Origin of the sequence: Reyranella sp. (genome assembly GCF_004297405.1) — a bacterium.
In the GTDB taxonomy this organism is placed as follows: domain Bacteria; phylum Pseudomonadota; class Alphaproteobacteria; order Reyranellales; family Reyranellaceae; genus Reyranella.
Window position 1 is genome coordinate 241345 of sequence record NZ_SCVC01000032.1, and the last position, 15905, is coordinate 257249.

Here is a 15905-nt window from a genome sequence, read left to right on the forward strand (position 1 = left end):
AAGGTGACTTCTACTTCTTCTTGATACCAATGAGGCGGCCGGCCTGCTTCGGACGTGGGAGTCCGGCGTGCGCCGCGGCGAGTTTCTCGATGCGCTCCATGGCGAAATCCGGCCAGGGCGCGGAGCGCCGAGTCTCATAGTCGATGTTCATCAACATCAACTCGTTGGTGGCGGCGAGGTAACCCTCGGTCGCGTGATGCATTTCGTGGATGTAGTGGATGCGCTTGGCGTCGTGGTCGAGAATTTGCGTCGTGATGCGCAGGGGATCGCCTTCCTTGACCTCGCGATCGTAGGTGACGTGCGCTTCGAGCACGAAGGTCATGCCGAGCTTGTCGCGCGTGTACTCCCAGCCGCAGCCGAATTGCTGGCACAGAGTATCCGTCGCTTTGTCGAAGGCCACGACATAGAAGCCCACGTTCATGTGGCCGTTCCAGTCGATCCATTCCGGTAGGACGGTCGCGCGGTGCACGTCGAGTGGCGCACCAAGATTGGGCTCGATCAGGGGATAAGGTGGCAATTTCATGCGGCGGACCGTAGCCACGGGGCAGCGTGGACGGCAAGTCTTCTGCTGAAGGCGTCGACGGACTCGTCGCGTTGCGAAAAAGGGCCGGTGTAGGTCACCGGCCCGAGCAGGTTTCAGGGCCTCAGAGCATCGTCAACTTGACGATCATGTCGTTGTAGTCGAAATCGGCGCCCTTGCTGGCGATCGTGTCCTCGAAGCCAAAGACATTCTCGCCGAAAGTGCGGACGTGCTGGCGGCCATCGCTATTCGCCGTGCTGGTCGCCGAGTTGTTGAGCATCCACATGCCATCGGGCGTGACGAGAACGGGTGCGTAGTAGCCACTATCGCCCTGTACGCTCCAAACCGCGTTGGCGGTACCGGTAGAGTGACCCTGGGTCGACATGAACTCCCAGTTGCTCTGGACGGCATTGCGGAAAGCATCCGTATCGCCGTAGGCGACACCACCCACCTGCCACTGCGTTGCATCCGCCGGATTGACGTCGATGCGGACGAAATGCAGCGTGTTCACGTAGTCGCCGCTCCAGGCGAGGTTGACGCCGACCTGCGCGTTCTGGGTGAGATAGATCCAGCCATGATCGGTCAGCCGCTGGCTGGCCGCCAGGGTCGCCGATTCGCTGAGCGTATTGTCCACCTGGGCCGTGAGATTGATGCGGCCGAAGCTGTCGCTTACCGAGATGCCGAGCGTAGGGCCGCTGCCGGTGACGCTGACCGTCGGAGTGGTGTCGACCACGCCGTTGCCCGCAACGATCGCGAAGTGCAGCTCCTGGCCGACAGGCAGGTAGATCGACTGCTCGCCGCTGAAGAACGTCGCGCCACTGTCGCTGGCCACCGAGCCGATGCGGCCGAGGGCTGCGGCGTCCAGCGAGGTCGTGATCGAGCCGTCGCGCGCGATCATGTTTCCGCTGGCGTCTGTCGCGTAGGCGATCAACGTGCCGTTGGGCAAGGTCGAGCTTGTGGCGTTGAGCTGGATCCAGTTGCCGGCCGTCGTCGAACCGCCGGCTGTGAGGCCGAGCGCCGTGCCGCCATCAGCCGAGACGAGGCCGAGCGTGTCGAGGTTGACCGAGAAATCGACGGCCACCGTTGCGGAGTCGACCGGATTGTTGAGGTCGTAATCGGTTGGCCGGTACTGCTGCATGAAGGCGCTGTAGTCGCCGTTGCCGAACTGCGAGCTGAGCTTCGTCACCCAGTCGCCGTTCAGCGTCGACTGGGTGATGATCGGCGTCATGATCCAGTCGGCATTATCTTTGTCGGCGAGCCTGATCTCGGCGATGTTGCCGGCCTCGATCTTGTTGCCGTCGCCGGTCGACGACCAGCTGAAGGCGACATCGCTCTGTTTGAGGTCCAGTAGACTCGCGAACTGGTTGAAGCTGCCACCCGAATTCAGCGTGCCAACGAGCGGCGCCGCCAAGTTCTGCGGGGGAGGCGTCGGGGGTGTCGGGTTGCTCGACGCGAAGTAGGCGGGGTCAAAGGTGATGCTGCCGCCAGGATTGAAGCTGAATTTGACCTGATTCGCCTGACCGGGAATCAACTGGGCCTCGGCCCCACCGTCGATCACGGCGGAGGTGACCGTGCTGGCCGTGCCATGCGCATAGATGTTGTAGGTCTTGGCCGAGCTGCCGGTGCCGAGAACGATCTGATACCAGGAGGTCGAGCCATCGCTGGTCATGGGGGCGCCGGTGATATTGAAGTAGCCAATGGCGCCGCTGCTGGCGTTGGCCGTCAGCGTCCACTGGCCGCCCGAATTGGTCAGCGAGTAGATCTGGTTGTAGTTGACCGGCAAATTGAAGGTGACGAAGCCATCGCTGCCGGCCTGCGCCTGACCGGGCGCATAGAATCGGAACGCCATCGGCGTACCACTGACGGGCGCATACTTGCCGGCCAGCGAGAAGTCGAACAGGAACTGGTCCGACGTGGCAGTTGCGGCCGGCGAATACGTCGAGCCTGTCGGAGCCACATAGTTGAAGGTCGGCGGTTTGTAGCCGGTGGGCGTCTCGCTGAGATCGAACAGCTTGACGTCGATCGCTGTGACGTTGGTCTTGGTGCCGGGATCGTAGACGCTGATACCGGGGTTGACGCCACCGCCGTTGGAAATCAGGTCGGAATAGCTGTAGCCGTAGGCGTTGCTGCTTTTGAAGAACTCCGCAGCGAACGGATCGTAGTACATCTTGCGCGCGGGGTCGCCGACCGTTCCGGTCCCGGTACCGATCGAGTTTGTGTAGCCGAAACTGCCACTGCCCGCCGGCGCATTGATCGCCGCGTAGGCGTAGTTGGCGCCCCAGTTCCAGGTCTGGTTGAGATCGATCTTGCCCGTGGACAGAGGGTTGGCCGAATTTGCGCTGCCGCCCCAGAAGCCGGCATCGAAACCGGCAACCAGATATTTGGCGATGTTGCCGTAGGCATTGTTGGGCGTGAAGGTGTTGTAGGTCTGCACCAAGGTGCCGTTCTGCGCCGTATAGACGTCGAGCGTGCCACCCTGGGTGTAGATGTTCTGCGTCAGCGCGTTGACCTGAGAGCCGCTTGTCTGGGTCGCAGGAATCCGAAGCGAGTAGTTGGTCGTCGAAATGCCGTTGAGCGCGACAGGGTTCAGCCAGAAAACGCCGGCCGAGGAATCGTAGGCCACGTTGTAATACGACAGGCTGGGGCCGGGCCCGCCCGACACGCCGTTGAAATAGGCCGCCAGGTAGACATCGCCCGTCACGCTCTGAAAGCCGGTGACGTAGGAGTTCCAGTCGCTGGCGACGTTCAGCGGATTGGGATTGACGTTGTTGGCGAGCGACAGGGTCTCGCGCTGCTGGTTGAGCGGCGATCCCGGCGCGAATGAATAGTTTTGTGAACCCGACGGCGAGAGCGCGATCAGGTCGTTGATCAGCGTCTGGCCACTGATGGCATAACCGCGCGTGTCTGTCGGCAGGCCGGAGGCTCCGCTATAGCTCACCGACAGCGACATCGGGGCGCCGAATTGCACGATGTTCGTCAGGTCGGCGACGTCGGAGCCTTCGCCCAGCAACGTGACTTCGATCGCGTCGTAGCGATAGTTGCTCGCCGTCGCGTTGCCCGTATTGAGCAGGCTCCCGATTGTCGTGCTGCTGTTGAGGGTGAGGGGCGCGATCGTGCCCCCGGTCTGCTGGACGGTGATGACGACGTTGCCGCCGGTCAGGGTCGTGCCGTTGGTGAGCTGCAGGGAGCTCGTGCCCGACATGACCCCGTTTGAAATCAGGTTGATCGTTCCGACGAAGTTACCGTTGCCGTCGAAGGCCGTGGCATTGACATAGACGCCGTTGTTACCTGCGCCGCTCGACGTCAGATTGTTCTGATACGTCGAGCTCAGCGCAAAATTCATTGCTGTCGTAGACATACACCACCCACAAAACCACACCCTGTACGTTATCGTACCGAACTACCTGCGCGGTGCAATACATCGAGGCGGGTTATTGCAGTCGCGAGCCTTCGTTGGATTCAATCATGAGATGCGGAGGTAATTTCATGCGCCCGGACGGTGGTGAACCGGCAGCGCACGCCGCACCTTCGGTCGAAACCTTTCTGTAATGAGGAACTTCGATGGCAAAGAAACCCAAAGCCCTGATCCTGGGCGTCGGTGCGGAGCGCGGCATCGGCGGCGCGGCGAGTCTACGTTTTGCCAAGGAGGGCTATCATGTGCTGGTAGCTGGCCGCACAGTGGCCAAAATCGACAAGGTCGTCGCTTCCGTCCATCAGGCGGGTGGATCGGCGACGGCCGTCACGGTCGACGGCACCAAGGAAGACGAGGTCATCCGGCTTTTTGACAAAGCGATGACGGATGATGCCGATGGTACCCCGGCCGATCTCTTCGTCTTCAACATGGGCAACAACGCCGCCGTCGATTTCCGCGAGATGACGGCGCAGCACTTCGAGGATTCCTGGCGCGTCGGTTGCTACGCCGGCTTCCTGTTCGGCCGGGAGGCCATGCGCCGATTGGCGCCGCTCGGCCGTGGCACAGTGCTGTTCACCGGCGCCTCGGGCTCGATGCGCGGGCGGCCACGCTTCGCGGCTTTCAACGCCACGAAGGGCGGACTGCGGCTGCTGGTCCAGTCGATGGCGCGCGAGTTCGGGCCGCAGGGCATCCATGTGGCGCATGTGATCATCGATGGCGGGATCGAAGGCGACCGCCTGCTGTCACGCATGCCCGACCGTGCCGAGAAGGCTGGTACCGACGGGTTGCTCAAGGTCGATGCGATCGTCGACAACTACTGGCACCTGCACCGCCAGCAGCGCAGCGCCTGGAGCCAGGAGATCGACCTGCGTCCCTACAAGGAATCGTTCTAGGGAACGGCCAGCAATTCGTTCGCCACCAGATCGGGCGCCGAGATGATGCAGTTGTGGCCAGCTTCGATCGGGCGGTAGCGAATGTGCGGCATGGCCTGCACCTTCTCGTGCATGCCGGCCGACACCGGATAGCGCGGCTTGGTGCAGGCGATATAGGTCATTGGCCGGCCGTTGCCGGCAGGATGGGCGAGCCGGATCGGCTTGGTGTAGCAGGCCAGCGGGTGCGGCGTGAGTTGGCGGTGCGTCCACGCCGCCAGTTCGGGATCGTCGATGATCAAGCTGCCGACCGGCGCGAAAGGCAGCACGTCGGTGCCGTTGACCTGCTTCACCAGTTTCTGCCGCTTGGCGACGATCTCCTTGGGGATGCGACCGAAGATTGATTGGCCATCCTGCGGGATGCCGCCATCGATGATGACGAGATGGGCAATGCGGTCAGGGATTCGGTCGGTGACGAGGCCGGCGATCAGGCTGCCGAAACTGTGGCCGACCAGCACGAGGTCGCGCAGACCCTCTCGCTCCAACGTGGCGATCGTGTCGGCGAGGAAGACATCGTTGTCGAGCTCGGGCGCCAGCTCGGCGGCACGCTCGCCGACGCCGCGAAAGGGAAGGGCGCGTGCATCGTGGCCCGCCGCGGTAAGCCGTTCGAGGACGAATTGCCAGGACCAGGCACCCATCCAGGCGCCGGGCAGACAGACATAGGTACGCTTCGGGGTCATTCAGCGGGCGCCAGCGGCCTCCAGGATCGCAACGATCTCGCGCTGTCCACGCTGGCGGGCGTGGCCGAGCGGGGTGATGCCTTGATTGTCGGCCAGGTTGACGTCGGCCTTGTGGGCGACCAGCAGGCGCGCGATCTCGATATAGGTTGGGCTGCCATCGCCGAGGATCACCGTCTCGAGCAGGGCCGTCCAACCCAGCCGGTTCACATGGTTCACGTCGATGGCGGTCTTCAGCAGCTCGCGCACCGTTTCGACATGGCCGTGATGGCAGGCCGGGATCAACGCTGTGCCGCCGTAGCGGTTGGTGCTCTTGAGGTCGGCGCCGGCCGCCAGGGTGAGTTTCAGGATCTCGAGCCGGCCCTCTGCGCCCGCGAGCAGGAAAGCACTGTCGCGCTTCTCGTCCTGGGCGTTGACGTTGGTGCCGGCAGCGATCAGGCGGCGCGCCGCCTCTATGTCGTTGCGCTGGGTGGCGTCGATCAACGCACGCTCGTTGGCGGTGAGAGCGGGGGCGGAGGGGGACTGGGCAGTCACGACGCCACTCCATAGCAGAATGAGCAGGGTGAGGAAGGTGCGCATCGTTCTCCAGTTTCGATCAGCGTGCTAGCCTGCCGCAAAGATTGGGAGGATTCCATGGCCAGCAATCGTCGCGTGCTCTTGAACTCGCGCCCGCAGGGCGAACCGACCGACGCCAATTTCGCGATCGACGAGGTGTCGATCCCCGAGCCCAAGGATGGCGAGTATCTCTCGCGCACGATCTGGCTGTCGCTCGACCCCTACATGCGCGGCCGCATGGCCGAAGCGAAAGGCTACGCGGCCAACGTCAACCTGGGCGATCCGATGGTCGGCGGCACGGTGGGCCAGGTCGTGAAGTCGAAGAATCCGAAGTTCAAGGAAGGCGACTATGTCGTCGAGTATTCGGGCTGGCAGAGCTATGCCGTCTCCAACGGCGCGGGCGTCATGAAGCTCGATCCGGCCATCGCGCCCCTCTCGACGGCCCTCTCCGTGCTCGGCATGCCGGGCATGACGGCCTGGTGGGGCCTCATGGAGATCGGCAAGCCCAAGGCAGGCGAGACCGTCGTGGTTTCCGCTGCGTCGGGCGCCGTGGGATCGGTGGTCGGGCAGCTCGCCAAGTTGAGGGGCTGCCGCGCGGTCGGCATCGCCGGCGGCAAGGACAAGTGCGACTATGTCGTGCAGGAACTGGGCTTCGACGCCTGCGTCGACTATCGCGCGGCCGGCGCCAACCTCCACAAGGAGCTGCGTGCGGCGGCGCCCAAGGGCATCGACATCTATTTCGAGAATGTCGGCGGTGCCGTCCAGGCGGCGGTCGTGCCGCAGCTCAACGACTTCGCGCGCGTTCCCCTCTGTGGCCTGATCTCGCAATACAACGAGATGCAGATGAATCCTGGTCCCGACTGGCGCCTCTTGCTGATCAAGCGCGCCACGGTGACGGGCTTCATCGTCTCGGATCACTTCAACCAGATGGACGGTTTCTGGAAGGAAGTGCCGGCGGCAATGAAGGCCGGGAAGATCAAGTATCGCGAGGACGTCGTGAAGGGCATCGAGAATACCCCGCAGGCCTTCATGGGTCTGCTCAAGGGCAAGAACTTCGGCAAGCTCCTGGTGCAGGTCTCGGACGATCCGACGCGATCGTGATCACGGAGTTCGGCAAATTACGTCGCTGCGGCGGTGTGCATTCTCCCTTTCCACGGACGCACGTGGTAAAAGAAGAAAGCGACCTCGTTCGGTGGGAATGAAGCCTGAATGATATCTCGTAGGTTGATGTTGGGCGGGCTGGCCGGTTTGTCAGCACCTGCCCTGGCGGGGTGCGGTCAACGTCCGGCACCTTTGTCTGCGGCGTCTTATATGCCGGCACCTGGCTCCGGCGAGAGCTATCGTCCCGCCGTCGAGGGGCTGGATGCGGTAATCGACATCAGCCACAACGTCACGGTCAGCGACTTCCGTGCCGTGCGGCGCAGTGGCATCCTGGGCGTCATCCACAAATGCACCGAGGGCGGCGACTGGATCGATCCCTCCTATTCGTCGCGGCGAAACCAGGCCGAGCAGACAGGGTTGCTGTGGGGCGCCTATCACTTCGGCACCAGACAATATTCCGGTTCCGATCAGGCCATGGCTTTCCTCGCCATCGCGCGACCGGGCCCTCAGACCCTGCTTGCGCTCGATCTCGAACCGAATGAGCGCAACCCGCGCAACACGATGCAGGTCGCTCAGGCCGAAGCCTTCGTACAGGTCGTCTACCAGCAGACCGGTCGGCTGCCGCTTCTCTATTCCCACCCGGCCTGGGCCAACGGTGAGCGCTTCGGCAAGCACCGTCTCAGCCTGGGCCAGGCCGTGTCGCCCAGCTCGGTGTTGGCGCGTTGCGACCTGTGGCTGGCCGACTATCGCGAGCAGCCGGAAGTTCCCTACGCTTGGGCCAACAAGGGCTGGCGCCTCTGGCAGTACGTCGCCGACGAGACCGAGGCGGACGCGGCCTACGGCTCAACGCCGCGGGCCATTCCAGGCATCTCCCATTGCGACCGCAACCTGTTCAAGGGCGACGAGGCGACGCTCTATCGCTACTGGCGAAGCGGCGGCCGCGCGACCTGACGGGCTATCCCTTCGACTCGAGGCTGCGCACCACGAAGGCGTTCAGTCGCTTGGTGAAAGCCGCTGGGTCGGACGGGATCTCGCCGTCGAGGATATGCGCCTGGTCGAGAAGCAGGCTCGCCAGGTCGCCGACATCCTGCTCCTGTCCAGCGGTCTTGGCGGCGCCCAGCAGACGCACCAGCGCATGCTTCATGTTTAGCTCGAGGATCGGCTTGGTGCTGCCGCCGCGGTTCTGGCGTGCCAGCAGGCGCTCCAGTTCGCGATCCCGGCCTTGCACATCGGCCACGAGGCAAGAAGCGCTCTCGGTCAGGCGCTGCGAGGGCCGCACATCGGCGACCTTGTCGCCCAGCACCTCTTTCACAGCACTCAGGATCGCCTCGTCGCTGGCGGTATCCGTCTTGTCGTCGGCCGACTTGTCGTCAGTCTTGTCCACGAGCGGGACGAGGCCGAAATCGACATCGCCCTGGCTCAGCGACTTCAAAGGCTTGCCGTCGAATTCCTGGGGCAGGGTCGTCCAGAAAGCGTCGATCGGATCGGTCAGCAGCAGGACCTCGATGCCGCGGGCGCGGGCTGCCTCCAGCTTGGGGTTCGACTTCAAACGGTCCATGCTTTCGCCGACCAGATAGTAGATTTCGGTCTGGTTGGGCTTCAGGTCCGCGACATAGTCCTTCAGCGAGCGCAGCTTTTCACCGCTGGCCGTGCTGGCAAAGCGCGCCAGGGCGAGAAGCTGGCTGCGGCGCTCCTGATCCTCGTAGAGGCCTTCCTTGAGCACGGGGCCGAAGGCCTGCCAGACCTTCTCGTATTTCTCCGTTTCCTTGGTCGCCGCACTCTCAAGCTCGCCCAGCACGCGACCGATCAAACCGCTGCGGATCTGCTTCACCTGCGGATTGTTCTGCAGCATCTCGCGCGAGAGGTTGAGCGGCAGGTCTTCGCTGTCCACCACGCCGCGCACGAAGCGCAGATAGGCAGGCAGCAGCTCGGCATCGTCGGTGATGTAGACGCGCCGGACATAAAGCTTCACGCGGCCCTTGCGGGCAGGGTCGGTCAGGTCGAAGGGCGGGGTCGTTGGCATGAACAGCAGCACGGCATAGGACTGCCGGCCCTCGACCTTGTAGTGCAGCGTGAGCGCCGGCTCGTCGAACGCCATCGCGATCGAGCGATAGGCCTGCGTGTAATCCTCGGGCTTCACCTCGGACTTCGAGCGCTGCCAAAGGGCGCTGGCGGCGTTGACCTGCCGTGCCTCACCCTTCTCGTCGATCAGCTCGATGGGGAAGAGGATGTGGTCGGAGTAGGTGCGTACGACCCGCTCCAGCTCGTAGGCCTGCAGGTAGCGTGCCGCATCTTCCTTCAGGTGCAGCACGATCTCGGTGCCGCGCGACACACGGCCGGCCTGCTCGGTACTGGTCGGTGCCACGTCGAAGCCCGCTCCGCCGGTGGAGGTCCAGACCCAGGCTTCCGAGGAGCCTGCGCGGCGGCTGGTCACGTCGATGCGGTCGGCGACCATGAACGCAGCATAGAAGCCGACGCCGAACTGGCCGATCAGCCCCAGCCCGTCCTTGGCGTCCTTCAGGCCCTTCAGGAAGGCCTTTGTGCCGGACCGCGCCACCGTGCCGAGATTGTCGATCAGCTCCTGCCGGTCCATGCCGATGCCATTGTCGGCGATGGTGAGGGTCTTGGCGGCGGCATCCGGCTTGAGGCGAATGGCGAGCCGCTCGTCGCCAGCCAGTAGCGCGGGGTTAGCGATCGCCTCGTAGCGGACCTTGTCGCAGGCGTCGGACGCGTTGGAGATCAGCTCCCGCAGGAAAACATCGGTCTCCGAATAGACCGAATGCACCATCAGGTTCAGCAGTTCGGCCACTTCGGCCTGGAACTGATGCGACTGCGCGGTCCCGGTGTCTCCGTTCATTCCCTGCCATCCGACGTAGGTGAATTGTCGGCGGTGGATATAGGACAGAGGGCGGGGCGGACAAGGGCCGTCTTTGCGGCCCCGTCCTGCCTAGATGAACATATCACGCTGATTGTAGTTCTTCAGCAGCGCCTCGCGGGCTGCCTCGGTCCAGCGATTCTGGTCTTCCTGGCCCGCCAGGGGGCGGTAGTCGTAAGCGCGCTCGTGCGGGAACCGCTGCCGACGGGCGTCGATGGCGAGCTGGATAATGCGGGAGCGTTCGGCAATGCGCTCCTCGGTGTAGGTCTCGACCACACCGGTCAGCCGGCGAGTCGTCACGCCCAGCACGCGACGCCGCGGGAAGAATCCCGCATTGAGCGTGATGCGGCGATCGGGCGACGAATTGGCGAACGATCCGTGCAGGAGCTGACGGTTGGTGATGATCGTGTCACCCGCGCCGCTCAGCATGGGCACGGCGCCGTCCAGCCGGTCTGAGCCGCTCTCGGCCGCCAGCTTCTTGATGTCCGCCTTGCCGAGCTTGTGGCTGCCCGGCAGCACCCAGACGCAATTGCCGGCCGTGCTAGGATAGAGCTGGGTCATGAAATTGAAGCCGTGCGCGCCGGGGTCCCAGTCGGCGGCATCCCAGTGGGTCGTGCCGTCCTGGTGCCAGGCTACCGACGGGCCGAGGCCGGCCTCCTTGACGAAGGTCACCTCGTTGTAGGGCACGAAATCGTCGCCGTTGATCGCCGCGGCGACGGCCAGCAGCCCCGGATGGCCGTAGAGCCGCAGGCAGGCATCCATCAGGTGCAGGTTGCCGTCGAGCAGTTCCACGGTCCAGGCTGGGCCGTCTTTGCCCAGCGTCGGCTGCTCCATGGCGACGGGATGCCGTCCGTTGTTCTTCGTCGTCCCACCGAGCGAATCGCTCAACGGCTTGGCCAAGCGATAAGGCGGCTTGATGATTCCCTCGCCCAGCGCCGGACGGCCATTGCGGTCCACTGACGAGCCGGGCTCGGCCGGGGCGCGCGCCAGCACGTCTTCGACATCGGCGCGCAGCTCCGCCAGCTCCTCCGGATCGACTGTGCCCTCGAACACGTAGAAGCCGTTCGTCCAGTAAGCGTCGAGGATCGCCGGGTCGAGCTTGCCGTCGGCGCCGAAGCGGATCGGTCCGCGATTGCCCAGCGCCCGGGCACGCGCTTCGCCGGCCCGACTGTATTCGGCCATCACCTGCGCATGGTCGGCGGCGCTGAGTGTCGTCGTTGTAATCGTGTCCATCTCTCGCCCTCCCTCAGACCACGCAGCCATAGTGCGCCGACGATACCAGCCGGACGTACTTGTCGTGCACCGAACCCGGCCGCAGCCGCCCCGCTGGATCGGGCGCCCGCCATTCGGCCATGCGTTGGGCGATCTCGGCATCCGACAGCTCGACGTTCAAGGTCCGCTTGCCGGGATCGATCACGATCGTATCGCCGTCGCGCACCGCCGCAATCGGTCCGCCGCGCGCCGCTTCGGGTGAGATGTGGCCAATCAGGATCCCGTGGCTCACGCCGGAGAAGCGGCCATCGGTGATCAGCGCCACGTCCTCGCCCAGCCCGCGTCCCTGGAGCTGGATGGTGAGCATCACCATCTCGGGCATGCCCGGTCCGCCCACGGGGCCGACATTGCGCACTACGATCACGGTGCCGGGCTTGATCTCGCCGGCGCGGATCGCCTTCATCGTGTCGGCCTCGGAGTCGAACACCTTGGCCGTGCCGCGGAACTCGCTTTTTTCCAGGGTCTTGCCCGAGAGCTTCAGCACGCAGCTTTCTGGCGCGATGTTGCCGCGCAGCACGCTGATGTGGTTGTTGGCCGGCGCAACTGGCCGGCTGACCGGACGGACGATGTCCTGCTTGGCGATCTCCTCCAGCGTCGGCGTCGCGGCCAAATTCTCCGCCAGCGTCTTGCCGGTGACCGTCATCACGTCGCCGTGCAGCAGGCCCGCGCGCAGCAGCTCCTTCATCACGACCGGCACCCCGCCGATCGCATGCAGGCTCGTCATCGCATAGGGGCCGTGCGGCTGCAGGTTACTGATCAGCGGCACCCGCTCGCCGATCTGCTGGATGCGCTCGATGGTGAGCGGCACCTCGGCCGCCCGCGCGATGGCGAGCAGGTGGAGATACATGTTGGTCGAGCCGCCCATCGCATAGACCGTCGTGATGGCATTCTCGAAGGCGCGCTCCGTCATGATGTCGCGCGGCCGGATGCCGGCCTCCATCAGCCGGTAGAGTGCCTCGACCGACGCGCGTGCCTGCGCCCGCACATCTGCGTGGATGTCGCTGCCCGCCTCGTAGTCGGCGGGATGCGAGGCGCCGCGCGGCAGCATCATGCCGATCGCTTCGGCAGTCGTGCTCATCGTGTTGGCCGTGAACATCGCGCCGCAGGTGCCGCTGCCCGGCATGACATTGCGCTCCAGCTCGACCAGCTCCGCGGCGGAGATGCGGCCGGCCTCCTGGGCGGCGCGGCCTTCGGCATAGTCCATGATGGTGAGGTTGGTGCCCTTGGACGCCCACGGCTCGAAGCTCACCTTGCCCGGCGAGCTGGTGCCAGGATAGAGCACCAGCCCGAAGGCGTTGGTGCGCGCCAGCGGCATCAGCGCGGCCGCGCCGGTCTTGTCGCAGCCGGAGATTACGATCATTGCATCGCCGTGATGGGCGTAGTGGCCGATCTCGAAGCAGTCGGCGACCACGTCGCGGGAGACGAGGCTATAGCCCGCCGTCGGCGTTCCCTGGGTCAAGGCATCCGATACCGCCGGCGCACCGACGACCAGGCCCTGTCCGCCGCGCTCCGCCAGCAGCTCGACCAGCAGGTCGGCGATGCCGCGCACCCGGTTGTTGCAGCGATGTGCGTTCGTCCAGGCACTGGCGATGGTGACCACCGCCGTGGTCTTGGCCGTGCGGTCCGGATCGAACCCGGCGGCGCGCAGCTCGACGCGCGATTTCTTCCAGTAGGTGCTGCTGTCTTGGGTCATGGCGAGTGGGCGTTTCCTGAGGGATCGAAGCCCGCCGACGATAGCCCGGCCGCGACGCGACGACCAAACCCTGTCGTGGGCGACTCCCGCTCTGCGGATGGCCATCAGGCGCCGAGCGCCGTCGCCCTACTTGACGGTTCGAATGGCGCGATTGCCGACCGCATTGCCGTAGGTCGCAACATGATTGCCGGTCTCGTTGACGCCTGCGCCCCGGGACAACAGATACAGTTGCGGCTTGCCGACGCTCTTCCATTGGCCATCGACGAACTCGCGGGCATGGGTAGAGCCGTCCGTCGAGCCTTCGCTGTAGAGGATGTTGGACCCGTAGCCGTTGCTCGGCACGACATAGACGGCTTCGCCCGTGTTCTCTCCGTTGTTGGCAAAGCCGACCCGCAGCCCGTCCGGTGCGACGATGCCGCCCTCGGCATTGAGAATGAACGAACCGAAGACCGCATTGCAGGAATAGACCGATCGCACGCCCGCGCCCATGTTGCGGCTCATGTTCGGGTGGATCAGCTGGATGTTGGAAACGATGCCGCGATTGTCCCGACGGACGTTGGTGTGCTGCATGAGCATGCCGTCCTTGCGGTGATTCTCGCCGTGGACGTTCTCGCACATGCCCTCGAACACCGCGCCCTGCAGCACGATGCCGTAGGTGCCGTAGGAGGTGTAGATGTCGCGCAAGGTGAACTTGTAGAGCGCGCCCTCATCGCCATCCGGTGCATAGAGCTTCAGGCAGGCGCCGCACGGGGTGCCTTTGTAGCCGTTGCCGGACAGAGAAAACTTCTCGAGGAACAGCCCACGGTTCTGCACGCCCTTCACGCCGCGATAGACGATCATGTCGGCATTGGCGGGACCCTCCCAGTTGACCCTGGCGAAGTTGCCGTTGGCGCCCCAGGGGCTTCCGTCGTTACTTTTCTGCCGCACGGTGATGGTTTTGGTCAGCGTGACCTGGGTGCGTGGGTCGAACATGGGAACGTAGCCGTCGTCCGCGCCGCTCTGGAGCGCCTGGGCGAATTCGGACTCGTTGCGGGCCCAGATGAGTCCGCCGCGGTCGCGGCCACCCTCCGGAGGCGGGCGACCTGCCCCGGGCGAGTGGCCCCCGGGTGACTGGCCCCCGGGTGACTGGCCGGGGCGATCCTGGGCGCGTGCGCCACGCAGGGGGGCCGCTGCCGCGGCGGCGGCCGCGACGACAGCCGCAATCGCGCGTCGTCCCATTTGCAGCTTGGCCATTCTGCTCTCCGCATACGGTTTGTTGCCGCGACACCGTATCCGAGGCGAGCCGGATTGGCCCAGTGGCACCGCTGTGACCTGAGCCGGGCCATTCACCATTCTCCGCTGGTGCAATCGATTGCATTGCCTATTCTGGCCCGGGCTGGAACTGGGTGGGATTCGCGAAAAATGGCGACGCTGCTGGCAAAGAATGCGTCCGTCCTCGTCACCATGGACGGTGGGCGTCGGGAGCTGAAGAACGCCGGGCTCTATGCCGAGGACGGCATCCTGAAGAAGGTCGGCCCCAACGAGGAACTGCCGGCCACTGCCGACACCGTGATCGACCTCACCGGCCAGATCTGCCTGCCGGGCTTCGTCAACACCCACCACCACCTCAACCAGACGCTCACCCGCAACTTCCCGGGCGCGCAGGACAACAACCTCTTCCCCTGGCTGAAGGCGCTCTATCGCGTCTGGGCGCGGACGACGCCGGAAGCCTCGCGCGCCAGCACGCTGGTCGGCCTCGCCGAGCTGGCGCTCTCCGGCTGCACCACGGTCTTCGACCATTCCTACGTCTTCAAGAACGGCAACAACGTCGATTGCCAGATCGAGGCGGCGCGGGACATCGGCGTGCGCTTCCATGCCAGCCGCGGGTCGATGTCGCTCGGCGAATCCAAGGGCGGGCTGCCGCCGGACGATTGCGTGGAGGAGGAGCCCTTCATCCTGAAGGACAGCCAGAGGGTCATCGAGAAGTATCACGACGCCAGCACGGGCTCGATGACCCAGATCGTGCTGGCGCCGTGCTCGCCGTTCTCCGTCACGACCTCGCTGCTCACCGAGACGGCGAAGCTGGCGCGGCACTACAAGGTGAAGCTGCACACCCATCTCTGCGAGACCCTCGACGAGGAGCGCTTCACCCTGGAGCGCTTCCAGTTGCGCCCCGTCGACTGGATGGAGTCGCTCGGCTGGCTGGGCGAGGATGTGTGGTTCGCCCACGCCATCCATGTCGACGACGACGAGATCAAGAAGTTCGCGGCGACCGGCTGCGGCGCGGCCCATTGCCCGTGCTCGAACATGCGCCTCGGCTCCGGCATCGCGCCGATCAAGAAGTACATGGCGGCCGGCGTGAAGGTCGGCCTCGGCGTCGACGGTTCGGCCAGCAACGACTCCTCCAACATCCTGATGGAGGCGCGCCAGGCGATGCTGCTGGCGCGGCTGCGGCTCGGCCTGCTGCCGCCCGAGGGGCCGCGCAAGTACATGTACCTCTCGCAGTCGCATCCCGTGCGCGCCAAGGAATGGATGACCGCGCGCGAAGCGCTGGAACTCGCGACCCTGGGCGGCGCGAGCGTTCTCGGCCGCTCCGACATCGGCTCGCTCGAACCCGGCAAGTGCGCCGACTTCTTCACGCTCGACCTGAACACGATCGGCTATGCCGGCGCGCTCCACGATCCCGTCGCCGCCGTCCTCTTCTGTGCGCCGCAGCCCGCCCGCACGACGGTGATCAACGGCCGCGTGGTGGTGAAGGACGGCGAGATCGTCACGATGGACATGGCGCCCGTCGTGGCGACGCATAATCGGTTGGCGGCGAAGCTGGCGGAGGGGTGAGCCCACGTTCTGCCACGTGGGCGTGCCTGCATTACTTCTTCCAAGACCGACCAC

At 64.8% G+C, this 15905-nt stretch carries 12 protein-coding genes; 4 read left to right on the plus strand and 8 right to left on the minus strand.

The window, feature by feature from the left end:
• Positions 1-10: 10 nt before the first annotated feature.
• Together EPO50_RS21225 and EPO50_RS21230 are read right to left on the minus strand one after the other, a co-directional pair.
• Positions 11-523 (minus strand): thioesterase family protein, encoded by a 513-nt coding sequence (locus tag EPO50_RS21225; protein ID WP_296347212.1) that lies wholly within the window; start codon positions 521-523, stop codon positions 11-13.
• Between the two features lie 121 nt (positions 524-644).
• A complete protein-coding gene (locus EPO50_RS21230; RefSeq protein WP_296347214.1) occupies positions 645-3863 on the minus strand; it encodes a hypothetical protein in 3219 nt (1072 codons plus the stop codon).
• 218 nt (positions 3864-4081) lie between these two features.
• Here EPO50_RS21230 and EPO50_RS21235 point away from each other — a divergent pair, with 218 nt between their 5' ends.
• Positions 4082-4825 (plus strand): SDR family NAD(P)-dependent oxidoreductase, encoded by a 744-nt coding sequence (locus EPO50_RS21235; protein ID WP_296347215.1) that lies wholly within the window; start codon positions 4082-4084, stop codon positions 4823-4825.
• Here EPO50_RS21235 and EPO50_RS21240 read toward each other — a convergent pair.
• Entirely contained in the window at positions 4822-5541 is a 720-nt protein-coding gene (locus tag EPO50_RS21240) for an alpha/beta hydrolase (RefSeq protein WP_296347217.1), read from the minus strand. The genes EPO50_RS21235 and EPO50_RS21240 overlap by 4 nt on opposite strands.
• Entirely contained in the window at positions 5542-6117 is a 576-nt protein-coding gene (locus EPO50_RS21245) for an ankyrin repeat domain-containing protein (protein ID WP_296347218.1), read from the minus strand.
• A 54-nt stretch (positions 6118-6171) separates the two neighbouring features.
• Here EPO50_RS21245 and EPO50_RS21250 point away from each other — a divergent pair, with 54 nt between their 5' ends.
• Positions 6172-7194 carry an NADP-dependent oxidoreductase gene (locus EPO50_RS21250; protein ID WP_296347220.1) on the plus strand — a complete coding sequence of 341 codons (1023 nt, stop codon included), beginning with the start codon at positions 6172-6174 and terminating at the stop codon, positions 7192-7194.
• 210 nt (positions 7195-7404) lie between these two features.
• Positions 7405-8145, plus strand: a complete 741-nt coding sequence (locus tag EPO50_RS21255; RefSeq protein WP_296347222.1) for a glycoside hydrolase family 25 protein — start codon at positions 7405-7407, stop codon at positions 8143-8145.
• Positions 8146-8149: 4 nt separating this feature from the next.
• On the opposite strand, the gene htpG is transcribed toward EPO50_RS21255, so the two are convergent.
• The 4 genes from htpG to EPO50_RS21275 all read right to left on the minus strand — a co-directional run bounded on the left by htpG (position 8150) and on the right by EPO50_RS21275 (position 14267).
• Positions 8150-10051 (minus strand): molecular chaperone HtpG, encoded by a 1902-nt coding sequence (gene htpG, locus EPO50_RS21260; protein WP_296347224.1) that lies wholly within the window; start codon positions 10049-10051, stop codon positions 8150-8152.
• 90 nt (positions 10052-10141) lie between these two features.
• Entirely contained in the window at positions 10142-11302 is a 1161-nt protein-coding gene (locus tag EPO50_RS21265; protein ID WP_296347226.1) for a phytanoyl-CoA dioxygenase family protein, read from the minus strand.
• 13 nt (positions 11303-11315) lie between these two features.
• Positions 11316-13034 carry a dihydroxy-acid dehydratase gene (locus tag EPO50_RS21270; protein ID WP_296347228.1) on the minus strand — a complete coding sequence of 573 codons (1719 nt, stop codon included), beginning with the start codon at positions 13032-13034 and terminating at the stop codon, positions 11316-11318.
• Positions 13035-13160: 126 nt separating this feature from the next.
• Positions 13161-14267, minus strand: a complete 1107-nt coding sequence (locus EPO50_RS21275; RefSeq protein ID WP_296347229.1) for a hypothetical protein — start codon at positions 14265-14267, stop codon at positions 13161-13163.
• Between the two features lie 168 nt (positions 14268-14435).
• Between EPO50_RS21275 and EPO50_RS21280 the strand changes: the two genes are divergently transcribed.
• Positions 14436-15851: an 8-oxoguanine deaminase gene (locus tag EPO50_RS21280; RefSeq protein ID WP_296347230.1), complete on the plus strand. Its 1416-nt coding sequence runs from the start codon at positions 14436-14438 to the stop codon at positions 15849-15851.
• Positions 15852-15905 lie beyond the last annotated feature (54 nt).

What these genes read in the sequence shown, in the direction of transcription:
- EPO50_RS21275 (WP_296347229.1), bottom strand. Translation starts at nt 14,267, where the DNA reads ATGGCCAAGCTGCAAATGGGACGACGCGCGATTGCGGCTGTCGTCGCG.
- EPO50_RS21270 (WP_296347228.1), bottom strand. Translation starts at nt 13,034, where the DNA reads ATGACCCAAGACAGCAGCACCTACTGGAAGAAATCGCGCGTCGAGCTG.
- EPO50_RS21280 (WP_296347230.1), top strand. Translation starts at nt 14,436, where the DNA reads ATGGCGACGCTGCTGGCAAAGAATGCGTCCGTCCTCGTCACCATGGAC.
- EPO50_RS21245 (WP_296347218.1), bottom strand. Translation starts at nt 6,117, where the DNA reads ATGCGCACCTTCCTCACCCTGCTCATTCTGCTATGGAGTGGCGTCGTG.
- EPO50_RS21250 (WP_296347220.1), top strand. Translation starts at nt 6,172, where the DNA reads ATGGCCAGCAATCGTCGCGTGCTCTTGAACTCGCGCCCGCAGGGCGAA.
- EPO50_RS21255 (WP_296347222.1), top strand. Translation starts at nt 7,405, where the DNA reads ATGCCGGCACCTGGCTCCGGCGAGAGCTATCGTCCCGCCGTCGAGGGG.
- EPO50_RS21265 (WP_296347226.1), bottom strand. Translation starts at nt 11,302, where the DNA reads ATGGACACGATTACAACGACGACACTCAGCGCCGCCGACCATGCGCAG.
- EPO50_RS21235 (WP_296347215.1), top strand. Translation starts at nt 4,082, where the DNA reads ATGGCAAAGAAACCCAAAGCCCTGATCCTGGGCGTCGGTGCGGAGCGC.
- EPO50_RS21225 (WP_296347212.1), bottom strand. Translation starts at nt 523, where the DNA reads ATGAAATTGCCACCTTATCCCCTGATCGAGCCCAATCTTGGTGCGCCA.
- EPO50_RS21240 (WP_296347217.1), bottom strand. Translation starts at nt 5,541, where the DNA reads ATGACCCCGAAGCGTACCTATGTCTGTCTGCCCGGCGCCTGGATGGGT.
- EPO50_RS21230 (WP_296347214.1), bottom strand. Translation starts at nt 3,863, where the DNA reads ATGAATTTTGCGCTGAGCTCGACGTATCAGAACAATCTGACGTCGAGC.
- htpG (WP_296347224.1), bottom strand. Translation starts at nt 10,051, where the DNA reads ATGAACGGAGACACCGGGACCGCGCAGTCGCATCAGTTCCAGGCCGAA.